We start from the raw sequence: 21,900 nt of genomic DNA, 5'->3' as shown, positions 1-21,900 counted from the left end.
AAGGCAGAGCCTTTTTTACTGGTTCCCAGGCTCCGCCTGGGAACGCATACCCGAGGCTCCGCCTCGTGTATCATTGTACAGCGAGGATTTATTTGAGATGTCACACAAGACAGAGAGCCTTGAGTCTCGTCATTGATACGACGCATGACTTACATGAACTGCCACGCAAGGCAGAGCCTTTTTTACTGGTTCCCAGGCTCCGCCTGGGAACGCATACCCGAGGCTCCGCCTCGTGTATCATTGTACAGCGAGGATTTATTTGAGATGTCACACAAGACAGAGAGCCTTGAGTCTCGTCATTGATACGACGCATGACTTACATGAAGTGCCACGCCTTGGGGTATGCATTCCCAGGCAGAGCCTGGGAACGAGTAAAAATTACAGGAGTTTTTGACGCATGAAACTTAAAAAACTGCAAATCACGGGATTTAAATCATTCTGCGACAAATCCAGCATTCAATTTCCCCCCGGTATTTGCGCAGTTGTAGGACCGAACGGCTGCGGTAAAAGCAATATCGTTGATGCGTTGCGATGGGCCATGGGAGAACAAAGCGTAAAACAGCTCAGAGGAAAGTCCATGGAAGATGTTATTTTTGCAGGCACAAACGGGAGACCGCCTCTGAACATGGCAGAGGTTTCTCTGGTCCTGGAAAATGACAATGGCAGCGCGCCTGAAGAGCTGAAAGATTTTACCGAGATCATGATCACACGGCGGCTTTACAGGTCCGGTGAGAGTGCCTATCTCATCAACAAACAGCCCTGCCGTCTGAAAGACATTACAAACATTTTTTTAGGCAGCGGCATGGGCGCAAAATCCTACGCGGTGATTCAACAGGGAAATATCGGTGCAATCACGGACGCGGGACCTGATGAACGGCGGTTTTTCATTGAGGAAGCCGCAGGAATTACGCGATATAAGCAGCGTAAGAAAGAGGCGCTCCGGAAAGTTGACGCCACCAATCAGAATCTTTTGCGTGTCAAAGACGTGATTACCGAAGTTGAACGTCAGATGAACAGTGTGAAACGTCAGGCAAAGAAGGCGGAACAATACAAAACATATCAAGAACACATTAAAAAATTAGATGTCCTTCTCGCACTTCATTATTATGATGACTACACCCGCCAGCTTGAGGAGACATCTGCCCTGTTAAGAGAACTTAAAGACTCGGATATTCAGCATGTGTCAAAAATAAAACAACTGGATGCCGCAGTTGAGGATATCAAGCTGAAACGCTGGCAGAAAAATGAGGAAATTTCGGCTCAGAAAGCCAGTAAATTCGAAACACAGCGCAATGTTGACAAACTGGAAAATGATCTTGCCCATCTTCATAAAGACGTGGAAAGGCTCTCGGGTGAGGCTGAGGAACTTCGGTCCGCGCACAAGGAACTTGAGGAAAAGAACGAGAATATAACGTCCGAAGTGGCGCAGACAGAAACGGAACATATCGGTTTAAAGGAAAAAACAGAGGAAATAAAATCCGTTCTCAGCAAAGAACGCCGGGACTCGGAAAGTATCCGGGAACGGCTGGCGAACTTAAATCAGGAACTTGAGACCTGTAAAACCAATCTCATGAATCTGGTGGCACAGGAAGCCAAATATAAAAACATCTATCAGAATGCCTCGAACAACAAGGACAGTCTTAAAAGGCGATTAAAGCGGACAGATGAGGAAGAAGCGGTCGCTGGCAAAAAAGTTGCAGAATACCAGAAAAAAGAGACCGAGGCCAGAGAAGAACTGGAATTATGCAGGCAGGAAATCGAGGAACTGAAACAGGAGATTTCGACCACAAGATCACAGCTTGATGAAAAAAGCAAAGCCCTCGGGGAGCATGTCAGGCTTGTACAATCTCTGGAACTTGAGCGAACCCGGGCAAAATCAAAATATTCAACGCTGAAAAAAATGGAGGACAATTTCGAGTGGTATAAAGGCGGTGTCAAAGCCATTATGCAACTCGAAACCGGAAACTCGGATATTATGGGGCTGATGGCCGATATCATTGAGCCGGAAGCGTCATTTGAAACGCCTTTGGAAGCTGTTTTAGGAGAATCCCTGCAATACATTCTTATAAAAAATCAGGAAACAGGCGTTGAAGCCATAGACTACCTCCAATCCAAAGGCGCAGGACGCAGCGGGTTTATCCCGGTTTCATCTGTCAGAACTGAAAACTCGAAACTCGAAACTCGAAACTCGGACCGTCTGCTGAATCATGTTTCCATAAAAGGCGGTTTTGAAAAAATCGCCGAGGCCCTTTTGGGTCATGTGCTTGTCACCGAAAACATGCAGGAAGCTCTGGAACTGTCAAACAACAATGGAAGGTTTCATACCTTCGTCACCAAAAATGGCGATATGATTTCCCATGAGGGGTTTATGGTGGGCGGCAGTCAGGAGAATTTATCCGGTATTCTTGCAAAAAAGCATGAATTAAGGGCATTGGAAGGACAGGTCGCGGCGCTGGATGAAAAACTGGAGTCAGACCGGGGCAAACAAAAACATATAGAATCCGAGGTTCGGACCATTGAAAGCGATCTGCAAAAGCTGATTGAGCAAAAAAACAGAACCACGGAGGATGAAACCGAGGCGGAAAGGGATTTTTACAAAGTAACAGAGGAGTTAAAACATGCCCGGCGACATCTTGAAATGGTCCGTATAGAACAGGAACAGCTTGCAGATGAGGAAAATGGCATTGATGAGGAAATTGAAAAATATAACAAAGTATTGGCAGAAGTTGAAAATGATGTGAAAGCAGGGCAGACCCAGGTCGCGGAAACTTCGGAAAAAATCAGTTCCGTGTCTGCTGAAATGGAGGCGTTTAATCAGAAAATTGTTGATCTCAAGCTTGAACTGACCACTCTCAACGCGCGATTGGAAAACAGCAATAATTCATTACGCCGTCTGAAACAGTTCTGGGAAGACGGCATCACACGGCTTGGGCAGTTGACCCGGGATATTGAGCTGAAGGAGCAAAAGCAGGTCTCTTCAAAGGAAAAAATAACAGAATATGAGCAAACCCTGTCCGCCATGTATGAAACTATGAAAAGCCTCGAGCAAACCCTTGAAAGCAATGAGGCGGATTATGAGGCCATTGATGCCAGACTGAGGGAGAATGACAGTTCCATTTCTGAGATAAAAAATAAACGTGAAGATATTTTACAGAAAATCCGAATGCTTGAGATTGAACAATCCCAGCGTCAGATCAAACGGGAAAATGTCGCCAATCAGGTGGAAGAACGCTATCAGCAGCAACTGAGTCAGTTCAGACCGGAGCTTGTGGGCAAAGATAAGCCTCAAATCTCTGCTGATCAGATGGAAGCAGAACTCTCCGATTATAGAAAAAAGCTTTCAAAGATCGGGGATGTCAATCTTGGTGCCATAGAAGAGTACGGACAGCTCAGAGAACGCTTTGACTTTCTTTGTGAGCAGCGGGATGACCTTCTTAAAGCTGTGGATGATCTGCACAAGGTCATCAGAAAAATCAATAAGATCACCCAGGAACAGTTTCTTAAAACCTTTGATCTGGTGAATGAGAAAATGGCCGAGGTCTTTCCCCGTCTGTTTGACGGCGGTTCTGCAAAGCTTATCCTTACGGATCCGAACAAACCCCTTGAGACCGGCGTGGAGTTCATGGTTCATCCCCCGGGAAAAAAGCTGACCCGGCTGAGTCTTCTCTCAGGCGGTGAGAAAGCCCTTTCCGCTATTGCGTTTATTTTCTCCATATTTTTAATCAAACCGGCTTCGTTCTGCATTATGGATGAAATTGACGCACCGCTGGATGAGGCCAATGTGTTTCGGTTTAATGAACTCCTGAGAATCATCGGAGAGCAGTCTCAGATTATTGTGATCACACATAAGAAGAAAACCATGGAATTTGCCGACACCTTGTTTGGAATTACAATGGAAAAAAAAGGCGTGTCCAAAATTGTTTCGGTAAATTTTGATAAAAAATAGGTATCAGAGTGCCACATGTTAAGTGTTAAGAGGAATAAAACTAAAAATTTCAAAAAAATAATTCGGATAAATCAGACAGAAAAAACACGAATTTCAGAACTAAGGGAACTTCAAACGAATAAAATCCCCTGATTTCCTGACATGCAGGGTGGGCGGAGCAAAGCGCAACCCACCCTGCATTTTCGGGTATTTTATTTTTTGGGAAATCCCTAAGTGCTGAATCCCATAAATAATGTCCGGGCGGAATGACAATAATCTTACTTCGCCACAAAGACACAAAGACACGAAGAAAACACAAAAAAACTTCGTGAGACTTTGTGCCTTTGTGCCTTGGTGGCAAATATAATTTACCGGACATTATTTATGGAATTAAGCACTAAGATACTCGCACCTGACATTGGACACTTGGCACTTAACACCTGACACCTAAAAAAAATATAAATGTTGATAAAAGAATTAATACAAGAAATCAGACAGATAAGACTCAGGCATTCTCATTGGTTCTCTTATGTGCAGGTGGAGAACAAACCAAATGGCTGGCATTGTGCGGGGGTCGGAAATTCCGCTGCTGTTTTTCGGCATGACAGTTATCCTGACATCGCCATAAAAACCTTTTCAGATATCCGCACACATATTGCCCTCCGGGAATCGGAGGTATATCGTAAACTGGGAGACTCTTCTTTCTATCCGAAATTTTACGGAAGCGGAGAGAATTATCTTTTGCTCCAATATATCCCGGGTCCCAGTGTTTACGAGTGCCTGCTGAAAGGAATATTCATCCAGGAACAGATTGTGTCTGACATAGAGAAGGCGGTCTCGTATGCCCGTGAGTGTGGACTCAACCCCCGAAATCTTCATGCCAAAAACATTCTGATTTATAACGGCAGAGGATATGTGATAGATGTTTCAGATTATATGAAAACAGGAAGATGCTACCATTTTGATATTCTGAAATATTTTTACAACAAGCTCTATGTCAGATTTTGCAGACCAGGGATGAAAATACCGTTCTGGATACTCGAATGCATCAGACGAGGATACAGGCTAGCGGTCTCGTTTTGGAGACTGTTTAAAAAAGATATATAAATACCAGACCATAAGGTTTTCTGTTGATTATAAAGGAGTTATGGGAGGGATGGTCAAGCCCTGTAAGGGCGGTATATTTGTAGCATTCATCATGTCAGGCCGGCCAAGCCCCGTGAGGGCGGCATATCCGTAGCATGATTTGCTATTACAAATATGTCGCGCCCACGGGGCTTGGCGGGGTCTGCAAACCTGTTGCTACAAATATGCCGTCCTTACAGGGCTTGGTCGACCCTCCCCTAAATCCGTTATAATCAGGAAGATATCATCGGATGAATTTTGCAAGTCTTTTATTCGACGACCACAAAATCCGTCAGAACCAGTTACATTAAGAGGCGGCTTTTGAATCTGTCTGCCGCCTCCTGAGCTTTAACGAGAAATTCATCAGGTGATATTGTGTTTTTCAGCCCATTCCAGCACATCTATGGGGCTGTTCAGCACCTCAATACCGACGTTTTTCAAGGCTTCGCATTTGCCCTCGTATGTTCCGGCCGAGCCTCTGACAATAGCCCCGGCATGGCCCATGCGTTTTCCCTTGGGGCTGAATCTGCCTGCAATATATGAGGCCACAGGCTTTGTCATATGATCTCTGATGAATTCTGCGGCTTTTTCTTCCTGTTCTCCGCCAACCTCTCCCACGACGATCACCCCGTCGGTTTCGTCATCGGCTTCGAATTTTTTGAGAATATCTTTGAGGTTGGTCAGCACCACGGGATCCGCTCCCATACCCACGACAGTACTCTGACCAATATTCTTTTCAGAAAGAATGCCGGCAAATTCATAAGACAATGTTCCGCTTCGCGAGATAATGCCCGCCCTTCCCGGAAAGAAGAGAGACGCAGGCATAATCCCCATTTTGCCTTTGCCCGGAACCAGTATCCCCGGGGTGGTGGGTCCCAAGGTGAAAACATCTTTGTCTTTAATATACGCACGCATCTTCATCACATCATGGACCGGCACATGCTCCGGCACGATGACAATAAAACTGACACCCGCGTCCACGGTTTCATAAAACGCGTCAAGCACAAAAGGCGCAGGCACAAAAAAGACCGAAGCGGTCGCTCCGGTTTCCCTGACCGCCTCTCCTACGCTGTCGAAAACCGGAAGCCCCTCGACCTGGGTTCCGCCTTTGCCGGGAGTGACACCGCCCACAATCTTGGTTCCGTAATCCAGCATCCAACGGGTCTGGGTCCTGCCGATATTCCCGGTGATCCCCTGAACAATCACGCGGGTTGAATCATCTAAAAGAATACTCATATTATTGTAACTCTCCCTATCTGGTGAAATATTGCGAATTTTGCGGATAGTCGGTCCTTCTCCGTGTGCGGGACACCTGAAAATAAAGGCGCGGACCGGCATTGAAACTTACTCATTAGCCTCAACCAGTTCAACCAGACGCGCCACGGCCTTTTCGGTCGCCACGTCTGTTATCACATGGACACCGCCGGACTCAAGGGTTTCCCAGGTTTCCTCCTGATGGTTGCCCAGAGCCTTGGCCACAATGGGTATGGTCACGCCATGTTCTTTGATATATCTGACCACCCCTTTGGCTCCCTCGTGGATCGGGTTGATTCCGCCGTAAATATTGATGAAAAGCCCTCTGAGTTTTTCTTTTCTCATGATAAGTTCCATGCATTTGTAGAGCAGTTCTTCAGTAATGCCGCCGCCGGTTTCCAGAAAATTCGCAGGGCGAAGTTTCTGGCCGATGATATCCATGCTCGCCATGCCCAGACCTGCTCCGGAAGAGATGAGACCGATATCTCCGTCCAGATCCACATATGTGACTCCGATCCGTCTCCCCCGCCGTTCAAGGGGGTTGTCAATACGTTCCAGAAAATTGGGCAAAGGATACTCAATACGTTTCAGTGCGGAGTTGTCAACTTCCAACACGGCATCCACCGCGCACAAGTCTCCGTTTTCAAGCACAGCCAGCGGATTGATCTCAACGATAATACCTTCAAGCTGGCTGAAAACTTTATACAAACGGACCAGCACATCCGCACAGGAGAGAAGCAGACGCTCGGACAGTCCGAGCCTTCTCAGCAGTCTTCTGGCCTGGAACGGGTAAAAACCGAACTGGGGATCCACATGAACTGAAACAATCTTTTCAGGGGTCTTTCTGGCGGTTTCCTCTATATTGACCCCGCCTTCGGTACTGGCAATGACAACCGGTCTGCCGGAATATCCGTCCACCGTGACCGCCACATACAGCTCATCGGAAATGTTTGCCTTTTCGGTCACCATTATTTTGTCCACTGGCACGCCTTTGATCTCAGAACCGGTCATTTTTCCAGAAAGCGTTTTAAGCTCCTCAGGGTCTGAAGCGATTTTTACGCCCCCGGCAAGACCTCTTCCGCCCACAAGCACCTGGGCTTTCAGAACCAGCGGGTAACCGATCTCTTCAGCAGCCTCCAACGCCTCTTCCGGGGTCTGGACCACCTTATGTTTTGGAACCTTGATACCCACCGATTCAAAGACTCTTGCAGCTTCGTATTCATGTAATCTCATAAACAAATTCCTTACGTTAAAATTCAGATGATAAGATTTTTCTCCAATTTATCCATAAGAGTTGTTCCTAAATAAATAATGCCACAAAGACACGAAGGCGCGAAGGCTCACGAAGGGTCTTTGTGTCCCTTTGTGCCTTTGTATCTTTGTGGCATTATGAGCCGCACGTCGCGTCATATGACAGCGGGCTGAAAGGCTTACTTATTTGGGAACAACGCTATAGGTTTCGGATGATGTTTGTCAGGCGAGAAATCAGATTGCCTGAAAAAATTCGATTTCTTTAAGACAGACTCAGCAGACTGAAAACGCTCCAAAAATGCTTGCCAAGGATTGATATCGCCTTGACATTTCCGACGGATTTTCCAATTCCCGGAAACTGATTCAGGATCATTTTCGATCTGCTGAGTCTGTTTTTTTTCTTAAACAGTTATGATCGGCCCCTCACAACAAAATATGCAGGTCAGAACAAATGGCCAATCACCACTCACAAATGTCCCTCAGATATAATTAAGGATGCAATTAACAATTTAATTAAATTTTCGCAAGCAAGAAAATAAAAAAATTCTGATCAGACGATTCATCCTGGAGAAAGCTATAAAAATTTCTTGACAAATGTTCCTCAGATGTAATTAAAGATGTAATTAACAATTTAATTAAATTTTCGCAAGTCAATAATTCGATATTTTTTCTGTTCTGACAGTGTCAAAGCGTTAATCAATTTAAATTATTAATATAATTTTTTTGAGCTTAATCTTATAACTTGTCAGAATCATTAAAGTTTAATTTTTTTTTCAAAACTATGGCAAATAAAAAATAAAAAAATAATGATGAAAAACAGAAAGAATTTAAAAAAATACTTGACATCCCTTCAGATTTAATAAAAAATACAATTTATAATTTAATTAAATTTTTGTTTGTAAAAAGGTGTTAGGTGTTAGGTGTTAGGTGTTAAGAAAAACAAAGGAACCATTGCCGAACAACCTAACACCTAACACCTAACACCTAACACCTAACACCTGACACCTGTTTTTATAATAATGAAACAACGCAGTGATAAAAAAGCCCGGGCCGGATTGGAAGATATGAGTCACAAAGCATATCATGCCATTCGGAAAATGCTTTACCATAAAGAACTTGTCCCGGGTCAGAAAATTGTTTATCGGGAACTTACCGAAAGGTTGGACATGAGTCCCACCCCTGTGATCCAAGCCTTAAGCTGGCTTGAATTTCAGGGGCTTGCATTCCGAAAACCCAATTGCGGATATTATATCACGCCCTGTAGCCTGGAAGAGCTGGAGGAACTTTTTGAGATTCGTGAACTGCTAGAGCCTTCGCTGATTCCGGCGGTCATAGAAAACTTGGATGAGGAAGGGTTAGAGGAATTAAAATCAGCGCTTGAGGCCCATCGTTCCGCGGCCAAAAATGTTTATTCAAAGGAAAGACTGTTCAGAAACAGAGAATTTCATCTGACATTGGCCTCTCTGTCAAAAAAACATAACCGAATACGAATTCTTCAGAATATTTTCGATGTGCTTTTTTTAAAATACGGCGGCAGCTATCTCTCCTTCTCTTCGCTGAATGCCTTTAATCGGGAACACCAGAAAATTTATGACTGTGTGGCAGCGAAAAAAATAAAAGAAGCCCGGAAACTGCTTTCAAAACACACTGCGAACGTCAAAGAGCAAATAGTTTCAAGTTACAAGCAAATGATAGAAGAAAAACACAACTTGGAATTCTGAGCAGACATTCATCATTGCGTGCCTGACAATATTTAATCAACACTTTAGAATCATTAAGGAGGAATAATAAGTGGGACTGAAAACCAAAGCGGAATATATCGAGTCATTGCGGGAAATGAACCCTGTTGTTTATATGTTCGGTGAAAAAATTACGAATGTTGTGGATAATCCCCGGATTCGGGCAGGCATTGAATCAACCGCCTCGACTTATGAAGTGGCCGAGCTTGATGAATTTCGGGATCTCGTTATCACTCATAGCCCCCTGATTGACGAACCCGTGAACCGCTTCTGTCTGCCTCCGGAATCCATCGAGGACCTGGTTGCGAGAGTCAAACTGAACCGTAAACTGGGAAGCTGGGTGGGAACCTGCCATCAGCGATGCACGGGTCTGGACTGTCTTTCCACCCTTTCCATTGTCACCTATGACGTGGATCAGAAACACGGGACCAGTTATAATAAAAACTTTGTCAATTTTCTCAAATACATGCAGAAAAACGACCTCACCGCCAATGCAGGCGTAACTGATGTCAAAGGAGACCGCTCTCTGGGACCCAAGGCCCAGGCAGATGAAGATATGTATGTGCGTGTGGTGGAAAAACGAGATGACGGCATTGTCGTCCGAGGTGCCAAAGTGCATCAGACCGGTTCTCTTTCCTCTCATGAGATCATTGTTCTGCCGACCCGGGCCATGAAACCCGAAGATAAGGATTATGCTGTGGCATTTGCCATTCCTTCGGACGCCCCGGGACTGATTCATGTGGTGGGACGCTCCAGCCTGGACACCCGTGAGCTGGATGGCTGCGACACCGGAAACATGCGATACTCAAAATACTGCCCCACGCTGATTTTCAATGACGTGTTTGTTCCGTGGGACAGAGTATTCCTGTGTGGTGAATCAGAATTTGCCGTGGATATGGTGATAAAATTCTCCTCTTTCCACAGACAGAGCCATGGCGGATGCAAAGCAGGAAAAATTGACTGCATGGTCGGTACGGCCCTGACCCTGATGGATTACAACGGCACCTCAAAAGCCGGACATCACAAACAAAAAGTCATAGACATGATCCACAGAGCCGAAACCCTGTATGGCTGCTGCCTGGCATCCTCTTATGAAGGCAACGAACAACCCTCAGGAACCTATTTTATTGACACGGTTCTGGCAAACGCGTCCAAAATACACGAGGGCAAAGAAATGGCCGAAGCCACCCGGCTGATGATTGACGTGTGCGGCGGATTCGTAGCGGACCTTCCCTCTGACAAAGATTTTGAAAATCCGGAAATCGGCGGTATGCTGAAGAAATACCTCAAAGCAAAAGAAGGCATTCCTGTGGAAAACCGGATCAAGATGTTCAGACTGGCTGAAAAGCTTGCCATGGAAAGTGCGGACACGATCTCCGACATCCACGGCGGCGGTTCACCTGAAGCCCATCGTGTTACCATCTTCCGAGAAAGTGATACAAAGAGCAAGATTAAAAGAGCCAAACGCCTGGCAGGTATTGAGGACTAATACCTTTATAATGTTTCGGTATAAGCACAAAGCCTGATTCCTCCTTTTCCTTCCTTGCAGGGATTTTGTATAAAAAAGCATTATAAGCATTGGAAAAGCCGGGTTTTTTGTCTGTTTTCACCACATATTTTCATGACCGGGGGGTGAAAAACCCGGCTTTTTTATGAGCGTTTTTTATATAAAATTCTTGTGGCGGGCGGGGGCAGCTTTTATAATTTCATAAGTAAGAACAAAACAACAGGGATGAGTTGAACAGGGATTACAATCCGTGTTCAACTCATCCCTGTTGTTTGTGGAATGATTCAATGAAAAAACAGTATGATGTCCTCATAATCGGTGCCGGTGTCGTGGGTAACGCGATTGCACGCGAACTGTCGCGCTATAAGATAAATGCGGCTGTTGTGGAAAAAGACCTGGATGTGAGTACAGGCACAAGCTCCCGCAACAGCGGCGTGATTCATTCGGGAATCCATTACAAGCCAGGAACACTGCGTGCGCGTCTCAATGTCCGGGGCAATGCGCTCATGACGGACCTGTGCCGGGACCTGAAAGTCAAAATCCAATATATAGGAAAACTGACGGTTGCCCAGGATGATATTGATGTGGAAACCCTGCACAGTCTGAAACAGCAGGGAGAAGCCAACGGGGTTCCGGGACTGGAAATTCTCGACAAGGATCAGATGCAAAAGATTCAGCCCGGGGTGGGCGGAATCAGGGCGTTACACTCCCCGACCACCGGCATTATCTGTCCTTATGGTCTGACCATTGCGCTGGCGGAAAATGCCCAGGCAAACGGGGTGGATTTTTACCTGGGCAATGAAGTCAATAATATTGTAAGCAACGGTCAGGGCTTTACCGTGAAAACATCGGCCGGCGAAAGCCTCTCGGCTTCGGTGGTGGTCAATGCTGCCGGACTTTATTCGGATCATATCGCCCGGATGGTGGGAATCAGCGACTATTCCATTTATCCTTGCCGGGGGGAGTATCTGATTCTTGACAAGCGGCTTGAGGGAAGTCTCAACGTGCTGGTGTATCCGGCCCCGCGAAAAGGCGGCGCGGGTCTGGGAATTCACCTGACCAATACTGTTGACGGAAACATCCTGATCGGCCCCAGCAATGAGTATGTGAATGAGGCAGATGATTACGCGTGTACGGCCCAGATCATAGATACCCTCAAAAAAGAGGGGCATGAACTGCTTCCGGGGCTTTCCACGTCGGATTTTATCCGCAACTTTTCCGGGCTGAGACCCAAACAGACACCGCCTGAGATCAAAGGTTTCAAAGATTTTGTTATTGAAAGCCGTGACGATGTTCCCGGATTCATCAATCTGGTGGGAATTGAAAGCCCCGGGCTGACCTGTTCACCGGCCATCGGCCTGATGGTCAGAGACATGGTCGCGGAAAAAATTCCGTTGGAGGAAAAACCGTCCTTTATATCAGAACGTCCCGGCATAGTGGGATTCTTTAATGAACTGCGGCCGGAGGAACAGGCGGATCTTGTGGCAAAGGATCCGGACTACGGAGAAATTGTCTGCCGCTGCGAACAGGTGACCAAGAAAGAGGTTTTGGACGCAATTCAGAATCCCCTGGGCGCAAAGACCATCGGGGCCATTAAATACCGGTCCAGAGCCATGATGGGCCGATGTCAGGGCGGATTTTGTCTTCCCAGGATTGTTCAGATATTGCAAAAGGATTTCGGCTACAGGCCGGAAGATTATCTATTAAGCAACGCCGGCTCACAGCTTTTTACAGGCCGCGTTCGGTAGAGACGGGAACCAAATGAATACAATAAAGCATGATGTGGTGGTGATCGGCGGCGGACCTGCGGGTCTGGCAGCCGCGATTTCCGCCAGAAAAAACGGGTGTAAAGATGTGCTTCTCATTGAGCGGGACAAAAGACTCGGGGGGATTCTGAATCAGTGCATCCATGACGGTTTCGGGCTTCACACATTCAAGGAAGCGCTGACCGGGCCTGAATACGCGCAGCGCTTCATTGACGAATTCAGCGAACTCGGCATTGAATCCATGCTGAACACCATTGTTCTCTCAGCAGACGGGAAGCGCAATCTGTATGCCAGTTCGCGAAAAAATCTGACCCGGATTGAGGCGGGGTCGGTGATTCTGTCCATGGGATGCAGAGAAAGAACCGCGGGTGCCATATCCCTGCCCGGCACACGGCCGGCAGGTATCTATACAGCAGGGGCAGCTCAGAATTTTATCAATCTCCAGAATATCATGGTGGGCAAAAAAGTTGTGATCCTCGGGTCAGGTGATATTGGTCTGATCATGGCGAGACGAATGACCCTCGAAGGCGCAAAGGTGGAGGGTGTGTTTGAGATTCTGCCTTATCCTTCGGGACTTGCCAGAAATATTCAGCAATGTCTTAATGATTATGATATTCCGCTCTCTCTCAGCACATCAGTGATTGAAATCCACGGCAAAGAACGTGTCACGGGCGTGACAGTGGCACAGATCGACGCAAATTATCGTCCCGTGTCAGGCACGGAGCGGCTTGTCCCATGTGACAGCATTCTTCTTTCCGTGGGCCTGATTCCGGAAAACGAGCTGACCCGCGGCGCGGGAATTAACATGGAGGGGAGAACCAGCGGCGCGGCTGTGGATGACACTTTCATGACCAGTGTTCCGGGAATCTTTTCCTGCGGCAATGTGCTTCATGTTCATGATTTGGTGGATCATGTTTCCAGCGAAGCCTCACAGGTCGGCGAATATGCAGTGCGGTATCTGGAGGGTGAGATCAAATCACCGGACGCCTATATAAAGATTGAACCCAGGCAGGGCGTGAGATATGTCCTTCCTCAGAAGATCAGCGGAATAAGAGACTTTACCCTGTCCCTGCGAGTCACGGAACCGATGCGGGATCGTGCCGTGTGGGTGAGGGACGGTGAACGGAAAGTTGCCCGCAAAAAAATGGCGCGGCTCCATCCGGCTGAGATGATCCGCATTAAGATCAAAAAAGAAAAACTGAATGATGCCAAGGTACTGGAGGTGGCCGTAGAATGAAAAAAGAGCTGACTTGTATTGTCTGCCCCAACGGATGCCAGTTGGAGGCAACTCTCGAAAACGGCGGGCCTGAGATTCAGGTCACGGAAATCACCGGGAATCAGTGTGAAAAAGGTCTCACATGGGCAGAGCAGGAACTGACCAACCCCGTGAGGACCATTATCAGCAGTGTTCTGGTGGATGGCGGAGATTTGCCCCTGGTCAGTGTCCGGACAGATGCTCCTGTGCCGCTGGGCGCGATATTCGATGTCATGAAAGATATCAAAGCTTCCAAAACAAAGGCTCCGGTAGCCATCGGAGACATACTCATTAAAAGTCCTGCCGGGACATCCTGTAACATTATTGCCACGAAAAATATTGCGCCTGCCCCCTAAGAGGTAAATCCCAGTCACTCCGGAGTGTCAAACTTACAGTTTGACACTCCGGAAGTCTGGTGTGATAAGCATAAACGCCAACTGTAAAAGTCCCTCATATCATTCTCAGGCCTCTCTTTTTTATGATGAACACCTGAATGTCCTTGTTTAAATCCAGTTCTTGCAGTTCTTCCTGTGTGAATGTTCCTCTTCCCAGAACAGCATCTTCAGATGTCCTGTTCACTGATCTCAGCAGAATGGGCAGGAAGAATAAAAAATGACAGAAGCACACAACATAATGAAACGCCGAAAAAAAGGATTGAAATGCGATTTTTACTTATGGCAATTACTTTTTTTATCTCCATTTGATATCTCCCCTGTTTTGGATTGTCTGAAAATATTGATTTGAAATTCTGGTAAGTTTGACAGATTATGTCATAAAAGAGGAATCGATGTCATCGGGTTGAGGAACGAAACCCAACATCAGCAATCATCTTTCATGTTTATTGGCAGATCACATAACCCGCTTCCCCTTTGCCCGTTCATTCAGATATTAAAGCTTTCGCCAGTTCCCTGACCTGGCTGAGTGTCAGGCCCGTGATCCCGGCAATCTCCTCATCATTAAGTTTCCCGGATTTCAGTAAATTTTTGGCAGTCTCTTTCATGGCCTGTTGCCAGCCCTGCTCAAGCCCCTGCTCAAGCCCCTGCTCAAGCCCTCTCTCATATCCGACTTCTTCGACAGACTGTAACATTTTCACCTCCTGATAAAGCGGGTCGGTCAGAACAATTTTCTGAAATTGCCTTTCCTCCTCCCCGGTCAGTTTCATGCTTTCCTGAATCAGCGAAAAGAGCGTTGCCCGTTTCTGACCCTGCGGTAATTTCGTGATTCCTTTTATCGCCTTGGCTTTTATAGCAGGACGCTCTTTTTTGGAATAGTCCGTCAGCGGCAGATACGCTGACGCCAGCGGGTTGCCCTCCATCCGCCTCTCAAATTCCTCCGCCTTGTATCTTTTCAGCTTGATCAGGCGATAGGTGAACTCTGATATCGGATACTGAAACAGGGAAAGCCTGAACGTGTCTTCTACCGGCTTCCGCCATTTTGCCGGATCGGTGAACATGGCAATGGGAAAGACCGGTTTCCGAAATTTGAAATAAATCCCGCAGAAATAGTGAAACATCCGCTCCTCAAAATCCGCCTCCTTCTCACTCTCCTGTTCCCAGTGGATCAGAATATGCTCCGCTCCCCCGTTCAGAAGTATCTGAATCAGAACCAGGGCATCTGTTATTCTGTCCTGATCCTGATCATCTTCTTCCTGATCATCTTCTTCCCCGAACAGCGCAATCAGCTCCTTGTCCAGAAAGATGGCTGTCTCAAAGTTCATCCTTTTGGCAAAATCAGGGAAGAAGAGTTCAAAATATTCCCGCAAAAACAACGTCAGAGTCTCCTTGTGGCGGATATCGAATTTGCTGTGTTTTTTCTTCTTCTTTTTTATCCTCTTTGTCATTAAAATATTCCTCTGTGTTCCGTATATGTGGATGAAAATTATTTACCACATATTTTCATACAGGTCAAACAGGAATCATATTGATACGAAAATTTGCAGATTTCTTCTCTCTGTGAAAGAAGGGAAAGATTTATAATTTGTCATACTCAGCAGATCGAAAGTGGGCCTTTCCAGAGGGGGATTGTTAGGAAAAAAAAGAGGGGGAGATTAAAGAGAGAATCTGGAGTGCGAAAAATAAGCGAAGTTTTTTTCGCCCATAAAGCCAGAGTGCAAAGAATCGCTTTGCTTAATTTTTGCACTCCGGAAAATTTTTTTATATTCCGAAGAGTTGCATGTCCTAAGGCTTCAAACTAAGTGCTTAATTCCATAAATAATGTCCGGGCGGAATCAACAGTAATCTTATGTGATCCGACCTGCCGCCTTCGCCGCGAAGACACAAAGACACGAAGAAAACACAAAAAAACTTTGTGAGACTTTGTGCCTTGGTGGGAAATATAATTTACCTGATTTTGCGCAGTCGCGGGCTGAGTCATGCGGAACAAATTTGGGTGTGTCCCACCTTTTACACAAGGACAGGTTTTATGTGTGAAAGGGGGGACACATCTTTTTTTGCCGCTAAACCGCAAAGTTTCACGAAGTCTCTCCGCGGTTCCTCTGTGCCTCCGCGGCTGATTTTTTCGGATAAAAGGCGGGACCCGCCCGTTTTTTTGCCGCGAGGCCGCAAGGTCTTACGAAGTCTCTCCGCGGTTCCTCTGTGCCTTTGCGGCTTTGCGGCTGATTTTTTCGGATGTGTAAAAGATGGAACACACCCGATCATACGCAGCTATCCTGCCCTGGAACCCGGGGCGGTAAAGGCTGCTTATCGCTTATGCCGCGGATTTGGCATGTGAACGGGTTGTGACAATCTATTGAACATAATAAATTTCAAGCGTTTTCAGGGGCTATGTCGCACTTTTCAGCATCAGAAAGAGCGTTACGGGATTCTGCCTCATATCGCTTTTTTTGGCCTCGGAAAGAGCGATATAGGTATAATTTACAGCCAAAACAAACATATAATTCCTTTAATATTAATCAGTTGACACGGCCCGACCCCAAGTGTCCGACCAAGTGTCCCGACTGCTTGCCGAAATTCATAAAATTACCATATTTTACCATAAGCAGCTCGTAGAAAAACACACCGCAGATACTGCCAAATGTGTCAGCCAGCACATCCATAATGTCCGCGCTTCTGGATGAAACATAATGCTGGTGAATTTCATCGCTGATTCCGTAACATATTGATGAAAGAATACTGAGTATCATCAGTAAATTAATACGGTCTTTAAACCGCATCGTGCTGAACGCCCTGAAAAAAAGAACACCAAGAAGGGCATACGCAAGAAAATGAAGTAGTTTGTCTATGTGAGGTATTCCGGGATCGCTGATGGCTGATGAATGAGAAGACTGAATATAAATCAGAAAGCAGTAAATGAAAACCAAAGCCCAGCGGAACAATATGTTTTTATATTTTTTTTCCATATAACAAGTATGAACTGACAGTTGCAATGAGCGACGAAAATTTTACGATCATTCCTAACACCTGACACCTGACACCTAACACCTAACGCTTAAAACCCTGTAGTTGGCCGTCTTTTTCCGAATAAAACCTCACAGGGTGAATTTTTGGTCACATGCTTTTCCAGTTTATTGCACCATAACGACAGAAAAGTTCGACAACTGCCATCCAATGCGTCTGTCTTTGCAAAATCAGCGTTCTCACACCGCAAATCACACCATTTGATCTTATGAGTGGTTACACCTGCATTTTTTGTCATTTGTCTCCTCCGATCCGGGAAAATTAAATTTGAAAATTTTTAATGAATGCCTGTAATTTTACACCTCAGCTAAAAATTCATATTTTAAACTCGATGATCAAGTTTTTTGACCCGATTTGAACAAAAAGCCTGCCATTCCTGCTTTCGCAGAAATGGCAAAAAAATTTGAATATTAAGTTTAAAGGATTTCCCCCAAATTTTCAACATAATTTTTTATCATCATTTTCTCATTGATATATAGGCTTTTTTAGAATATAAATATTATTTGTAAAAATTTGGGACAGTCAGGGGCCGGAAGTCAGAATAACTTCAGAATAATTTCCCGGATATATTATTTTCAGACCGGGCAGGACTTTTGGAGTTTTCAACATTTCGGAATACTTAACAGATATTATTGGAAACAATCAGACATCCGGAATGCCAAACTTGCAGTTTGGCAAATCAGGCATCCCGCGTGCCAAACTTGCAGTTTGGCACGCCTTGTTTCCGATAACGTCTGCTTACCCGGATTCACCGGGAGGGAGGATTGAATGAAAGAGACAAAGATCACAAAAAATAATGACGGAACATTAAACGTGCCGGATTTTCCCATTATCCCCTTTATTGAAGGAGACGGAACCGGACCGGATATATGGCGGGCTGCGAAAATAGTTATGGACATTATGGTACAGGCCGCTTACAATGGAAAAAGGAAAATTATCTGGCTTGAGGTTTATGCCGGTGAAAAAGGATATCAGGAGACAGGCGAATGGCTTTCTGACAAAACCCTTGATATGATAAAGGCGCATGTGGTTGCCATCAAAGGGCCTCTGACTACGCCTGTGGGCAAGGGAATCAGAAGCTTAAATGTCACCATAAGGCAGAAACTTGACCTTTATGCGTGTGTCCGGCCCGTAAAATACATTGATCCGGTTCCGAGTCCCATGAAGCATCCTGAAAAGATTGACATGGTTGTTTTCCGGGAAAATACAGAAGATGTTTATGCGGGGATTGAATGGGAATCCGGAAGTGAAGAGTCAAAGCGTATCATATCGTTTTTAAAAGAAACAATGGGTGCTGATGTGGCCGCTGATTCCGGTATTGGCATAAAACCCATCAGTGTGAAAAATACGAAACGGCTGGTGGCAAAGGCTATTTCATATGCCATTGAACAGGGCCTGCCCACAGTTACGCTGATGCACAAGGGCAACATCATGAAGTTTACAGAGGGCGCATTCAGCAAATGGGGGTATGAAGTCGCCAAAGAGAAATTTGGTGACAGGACCATCACAGAACAGGAGCTTTTTGATACATATAACGGGGTTCAGCCCGAGGGAAAAATTGTCATCAAAGACCGGATTGCGGATATGCTGTTTCAGCAGGTTCTTCTGCGGCCTGAAGAATATCATGTAATTGCAACGCCCAACCTGAACGGGGATTATATCTCAGACGCGCTTGCGGCCCAGGTGGGCGGACTTGGCATGGCACCCGGGGCAAATATCGGTGATGAATGCGCGGTTTTTGAAGCCACCCATGGCACTGCCCCGAAATATGCCGGTCTGGACAAGGTCAATCCCGGGTCCCTGATTCTTTCCGGCGCTATGATGTTTGATTACATGGGATGGAAAGAAGCCGCGTCGCTTATCAGAAAAGCACTCGCCGCCACCATAAAAGCAGGAACTGTCACCTATGATCTCGCCCGCCAGATACAAGGGGCAAAAGAGATCAGATGCTCGGAATTTGCAAAAGCGATAGCTGAGAAAATTAAAAAGTAAGAAATGATGACTTACTCATTCCCAGGCTCTGCCTGCGAAAAATAATTTTCGCACTCCGGAAGCTTAACTTAATGCCAGTGAGGCTCTGCCTGGGAACGCATACACGAGGCTCTGCCTCGTATGGCATCTCATAAAAGACATTGGCTGCACCATGACACACGAAGTCCGGCCTCGCCTGGCATCTCACAAGAAATATTGGTTGCACCATGACACACGAGGCAGGCAGAGCCTCTGGGAACAAGAACCTTTTATAACTTTGCTCAGACGATATTCACCGGATATTTGCTGACAAATGGCCGGTGGCAAAGGACTAAGAACGCTACGACGAAGCTGAACCTGGACAGACGGCTGATTACGATAAAAGCGTTGATATTCGTCAGCAGGAGATTGAATGCCTGATTTCAAAGAAATGGGGACGCGTGTCGCAAGGGTCTTGAAAGAAGCCATATTTCCGACCAAATGCTCGGTATGTGATGCTTTTTTTCCGCCGCCTCAGCAGGTGGATTTGTATGAAAACAATCTTCATGATATGACCTTTCAAAAGGTAATGGCTCCTTTTCTGTGTCCGAACTGTTTACCTGGTTTTTCTCCTCTTGAAACTCCCATTTATGGTAAGGAGTTAATTCCCCCCAGGCGTTTCAGATTGGCTCTGGCTCTGGGGGAATATGAAAAAGAACAAGAATCATTTGCAGCAGCGATCCGTTCTTTTAAGTATAATGAGGACATCCGGCTGGCCCGTCCCTTTGGAATGCTTCTTTTTTGTGCGTTTATCCGGCATTGGGATAAGGGGGATATTGATATTGTCATGCCAGTACCGCTTCATATCAGAAGACTTAGAAAACGCGGCTTCAATCAGGCATATGTTTTAATCAGGAAATGGCCCCGCATGGCAAAATCTTTGAACACTGACTTATCTCACATACAAATTAAAAGAAATGTTCTTGTCAGGACTAAAAATACAATACAGCAGGCCACTCTGAAAAGTCAGGCAGAACGCATGGAAAATATCAAGGATGCTTTCAGCATCAAAAAGTCATCAGAAATTAAAGGAAAAAGAATACTTCTTGTGGATGATGTCTATACCACAGGAGCAACATCAGATGAATGCGCAAAGGTTCTCCTGAATAACGGGGCTGAATATGTTGATATCCTGAGTTTGGCAAAAACTGTGAAGAATTAGGAATTGAGAATTTTTTAATTATCAATTATCAATTATCAAATGTCTAAGATTTTAGAATTGGAAGCGCTTGTTCAAGAACTGCATGTCTTGCAACATAACGGAACCCGTGTTGTTTTTACCAACGGATGTTTTGATATATTGCATGTGGGGCATGTGCGATATCTTACAGCTGCCAGAGCCAAAGGCGATTTGCTGGTGGTGGGGTTAAATTCCGATGAATCAGTGAAGCTTATAAAAGGGAAAAAAAGGCCCATCGTATCCCAGGAACAGCGGGCAGAGGTGCTTATCAGTCTGGAGTGTGTGGATTATGTGACGATCTTTGATGAAGCGGATCCTTTGAACCTGATACAGACCATAAAGCCGGATGTCCTTGTAAAAGGGGCGGACTGGGCAGAAAAAGATATCATCGGGGCTGATTTTGTAAAAGCCAATGGTGGCAAAGTGAAAAGAATATCTGTTGTACCGGACGCTTCAACCACAGATATTATACAGAAAATTATCCAAAAATATAATTAAAATCAATGTGTTTGAAGGGATGATAGTAAGTGCTGGGAAAATGGCGACACTGTCCTCAGCAATTCAAACTGGGGACTCCTCGCCGCGTAACCATTGCTTTTCAGATAAATAATTTTGAAAAGAAATTTAACTTTCTGAAAACTGATATAAACGAATAAATTTTGAAAGGAGAAGATGATGCAGTTTGAGAATTTAAAGGCTGTTATTGATTTTGCCATTGAAAAAGAAAAAGAGGCCGCTGATTTCTATGATACGGCAAGCCAGGAAGAATCCATGTCCGGAGTCAGCGAAATGCTCAGGGAATTTGCCGAAGAGGAGCGAAAACATCAGGCCATGCTTGAAAAGCTGGAAAAGGAAGGCATTGGCAAAAGCTTGGATGAATACAAGTTGAAATGGATCACGGACTTAAAACGCAGCGATTACCTTGTTGACATGGAGTATAAAAAAGGTCTGGGATACAAGGATATACTTGCCATTGCCATGAAGCGGGAAGAAAGCGCGCTCAGGCTCTACAACAGTCTGCTGGAAAACGCTGAAACAGAAGACACCAAAAAACTCTTCAAGGTACTTTGCCAGGAAGAGGCAAAACACAAAAATGCTCTTGAAACCATGTATGATGATTACATGGCGAAAATAGGGGATTAGCGTTTTAAGACTTCCGAAGTTTCCAAAGCTTCGGAAGTCTGACTGACACTCGATATTCAAATTTTTTTCTGTTGACTGAATTTATTGGTAATTTTTAAGCCGGGATTTTTTTACTTTAAAGTTTATAAATTCAATAGGTTATATCTTTAAACTTTTAAAACAGAATATTTGAATCAAATTTTTAACGCTTTGAAAATATTATTTTTATATAATCAGGCATAAAAAACTTGAACACAACCTATAAATTCAATAGGTTATATCTTTAAACTTTTAAAACAGAATATTTGAATCAAATTTTTAACGCTTTGAAAATATTATTTTTATATAAT

General features: G+C 45.2%; 17 protein-coding genes. 11 read left to right on the top strand and 6 right to left on the bottom strand.

Annotated elements, in window-relative coordinates; translation table 11 throughout:
* Positions 1-397: 397 nt before the first annotated feature.
* Both smc and dnm_RS17250 read left to right on the top strand, forming a co-directional pair.
* Positions 398-3,946 carry a chromosome segregation protein SMC gene (smc, locus tag dnm_RS17255; protein ID WP_207678156.1) on the top strand — a complete coding sequence of 1,183 codons (3,549 nt, stop codon included), beginning with the start codon at positions 398-400 and terminating at the stop codon, positions 3,944-3,946.
* A gap of 441 nt (positions 3,947-4,387) precedes the next feature.
* Entirely contained in the window at positions 4,388-5,032 is a 645-nt protein-coding gene (locus dnm_RS17250; protein ID WP_207678155.1) for a hypothetical protein, read from the top strand.
* A gap of 381 nt (positions 5,033-5,413) precedes the next feature.
* Here the strand turns inward: dnm_RS17250 and sucD are convergent, their stop codons facing one another.
* Positions 5,414-6,286 (bottom strand): succinate--CoA ligase subunit alpha, encoded by an 873-nt coding sequence (sucD, locus tag dnm_RS17245; RefSeq protein ID WP_207678154.1) that lies wholly within the window; start codon positions 6,284-6,286, stop codon positions 5,414-5,416.
* A 108-nt stretch (positions 6,287-6,394) separates the two neighbouring features.
* Positions 6,395-7,537, bottom strand: coding sequence for a succinate--CoA ligase subunit beta (locus dnm_RS17240; protein WP_207678153.1), 1,143 nt, complete (start codon positions 7,535-7,537; stop codon positions 6,395-6,397).
* Positions 7,538-8,574: 1,037 nt separating this feature from the next.
* On the opposite strand from dnm_RS17240, the gene dnm_RS17235 reads away from it, so the two are divergent.
* The 5 genes from dnm_RS17235 to dnm_RS17215 all read left to right on the top strand — a co-directional run bounded on the left by dnm_RS17235 (position 8,575) and on the right by dnm_RS17215 (position 14,178).
* Positions 8,575-9,276: a GntR family transcriptional regulator gene (locus dnm_RS17235; RefSeq protein WP_207678152.1), complete on the top strand. Its 702-nt coding sequence runs from the start codon at positions 8,575-8,577 to the stop codon at positions 9,274-9,276.
* Positions 9,277-9,346: 70 nt separating this feature from the next.
* Positions 9,347-10,783 (top strand): 4-hydroxyphenylacetate 3-hydroxylase N-terminal domain-containing protein, encoded by a 1,437-nt coding sequence (locus tag dnm_RS17230; RefSeq protein ID WP_207678151.1) that lies wholly within the window; start codon positions 9,347-9,349, stop codon positions 10,781-10,783.
* Between the two features lie 305 nt (positions 10,784-11,088).
* A complete protein-coding gene (locus dnm_RS17225) occupies positions 11,089-12,549 on the top strand; it encodes an NAD(P)/FAD-dependent oxidoreductase (RefSeq protein WP_207678150.1) in 1,461 nt (486 codons plus the stop codon).
* A gap of 13 nt (positions 12,550-12,562) precedes the next feature.
* A complete protein-coding gene (locus dnm_RS17220) occupies positions 12,563-13,804 on the top strand; it encodes an NAD(P)/FAD-dependent oxidoreductase (RefSeq protein WP_207678149.1) in 1,242 nt (413 codons plus the stop codon).
* Complete coding sequence (locus dnm_RS17215) at positions 13,801-14,178, top strand: DUF1667 domain-containing protein (protein WP_207678148.1); 378 nt, start codon at positions 13,801-13,803, stop codon at positions 14,176-14,178. Before dnm_RS17220 ends, dnm_RS17215 begins: the two co-directional genes overlap by 4 nt.
* Positions 14,179-14,384: 206 nt before the next feature.
* On the opposite strand, the gene dnm_RS17210 is transcribed toward dnm_RS17215, so the two are convergent.
* From dnm_RS17210 to dnm_RS17195, 4 genes are all read right to left on the bottom strand, one after another.
* On the bottom strand, positions 14,385-14,522 hold the full coding sequence (locus dnm_RS17210) for a hypothetical protein (protein WP_207678147.1): 138 nt from the start codon (positions 14,520-14,522) through the stop codon (positions 14,385-14,387).
* Positions 14,523-14,699: 177 nt separating this feature from the next.
* Positions 14,700-15,662 (bottom strand): RpnC/YadD family protein, encoded by a 963-nt coding sequence (locus dnm_RS17205; protein WP_207678146.1) that lies wholly within the window; start codon positions 15,660-15,662, stop codon positions 14,700-14,702.
* A 1,071-nt stretch (positions 15,663-16,733) separates the two neighbouring features.
* Positions 16,734-17,180, bottom strand: coding sequence for a VanZ family protein (locus tag dnm_RS17200; protein WP_207678145.1), 447 nt, complete (start codon positions 17,178-17,180; stop codon positions 16,734-16,736).
* Positions 17,181-17,269: 89 nt separating this feature from the next.
* Positions 17,270-17,476: a hypothetical protein gene (locus dnm_RS17195; RefSeq protein ID WP_207678144.1), complete on the bottom strand. Its 207-nt coding sequence runs from the start codon at positions 17,474-17,476 to the stop codon at positions 17,270-17,272.
* A gap of 530 nt (positions 17,477-18,006) precedes the next feature.
* Here dnm_RS17195 and icd point away from each other — a divergent pair.
* The 4 genes from icd to dnm_RS17175 all read left to right on the top strand — a co-directional run bounded on the left by icd (position 18,007) and on the right by dnm_RS17175 (position 21,571).
* The gene (gene icd / locus dnm_RS17190; RefSeq protein ID WP_207678143.1) at positions 18,007-19,230 is read left to right on the top strand and encodes an isocitrate dehydrogenase (NADP(+)); all 1,224 of its coding nucleotides are present in this window, start codon (positions 18,007-18,009) and stop codon (positions 19,228-19,230) included.
* 391 nt (positions 19,231-19,621) lie between these two features.
* A complete protein-coding gene (locus dnm_RS17185; protein WP_207678142.1) occupies positions 19,622-20,410 on the top strand; it encodes a ComF family protein in 789 nt (262 codons plus the stop codon).
* A 39-nt stretch (positions 20,411-20,449) separates the two neighbouring features.
* Positions 20,450-20,926, top strand: coding sequence for a D-glycero-beta-D-manno-heptose 1-phosphate adenylyltransferase (gene rfaE2 / locus dnm_RS17180; protein WP_207678141.1), 477 nt, complete (start codon positions 20,450-20,452; stop codon positions 20,924-20,926).
* Positions 20,927-21,100: 174 nt separating this feature from the next.
* Complete coding sequence (locus dnm_RS17175) at positions 21,101-21,571, top strand: ferritin family protein (protein ID WP_246556022.1); 471 nt, start codon at positions 21,101-21,103, stop codon at positions 21,569-21,571.
* Positions 21,572-21,900: the final 329 nt, after the last annotated feature.

The sequence above is a fragment of the Desulfonema magnum genome, from assembly GCF_017377395.1.
Classification (GTDB): Bacteria; Desulfobacterota; Desulfobacteria; order Desulfobacterales; family 4be13; genus Desulfonema_C; species Desulfonema_C magnum.
The sequence above is the reverse complement of the archived record's forward strand: the minus strand, read 5'-3'. Positions and strand labels throughout refer to the sequence as shown.

Bases quoted from the DNA above. Each gene is read 5' to 3' on its own strand.
- dnm_RS17200 (WP_207678145.1), bottom strand. From the start codon at position 17,180: ATGGAAAAAAAATATAAAAACATATTGTTCCGCTGGGCTTTGGTTTTC.
- icd (WP_207678143.1), top strand. From the start codon at position 18,007: ATGAAAGAGACAAAGATCACAAAAAATAATGACGGAACATTAAACGTG.
- dnm_RS17250 (WP_207678155.1), top strand. From the start codon at position 4,388: ATGTTGATAAAAGAATTAATACAAGAAATCAGACAGATAAGACTCAGG.
- dnm_RS17215 (WP_207678148.1), top strand. From the start codon at position 13,801: ATGAAAAAAGAGCTGACTTGTATTGTCTGCCCCAACGGATGCCAGTTG.
- dnm_RS17185 (WP_207678142.1), top strand. From the start codon at position 19,622: ATGCCTGATTTCAAAGAAATGGGGACGCGTGTCGCAAGGGTCTTGAAA.
- dnm_RS17205 (WP_207678146.1), bottom strand. From the start codon at position 15,662: ATGACAAAGAGGATAAAAAAGAAGAAGAAAAAACACAGCAAATTCGAT.
- dnm_RS17235 (WP_207678152.1), top strand. From the start codon at position 8,575: ATGAAACAACGCAGTGATAAAAAAGCCCGGGCCGGATTGGAAGATATG.
- dnm_RS17195 (WP_207678144.1), bottom strand. From the start codon at position 17,476: ATGACAAAAAATGCAGGTGTAACCACTCATAAGATCAAATGGTGTGAT.
- dnm_RS17220 (WP_207678149.1), top strand. From the start codon at position 12,563: ATGAATACAATAAAGCATGATGTGGTGGTGATCGGCGGCGGACCTGCG.
- sucD (WP_207678154.1), bottom strand. From the start codon at position 6,286: ATGAGTATTCTTTTAGATGATTCAACCCGCGTGATTGTTCAGGGGATC.
- rfaE2 (WP_207678141.1), top strand. From the start codon at position 20,450: ATGTCTAAGATTTTAGAATTGGAAGCGCTTGTTCAAGAACTGCATGTC.
- dnm_RS17240 (WP_207678153.1), bottom strand. From the start codon at position 7,537: ATGAGATTACATGAATACGAAGCTGCAAGAGTCTTTGAATCGGTGGGT.
- dnm_RS17225 (WP_207678150.1), top strand. From the start codon at position 11,089: ATGAAAAAACAGTATGATGTCCTCATAATCGGTGCCGGTGTCGTGGGT.
- smc (WP_207678156.1), top strand. From the start codon at position 398: ATGAAACTTAAAAAACTGCAAATCACGGGATTTAAATCATTCTGCGAC.
- dnm_RS17175 (WP_246556022.1), top strand. From the start codon at position 21,101: ATGATGCAGTTTGAGAATTTAAAGGCTGTTATTGATTTTGCCATTGAA.
- dnm_RS17210 (WP_207678147.1), bottom strand. From the start codon at position 14,522: ATGGAGATAAAAAAAGTAATTGCCATAAGTAAAAATCGCATTTCAATC.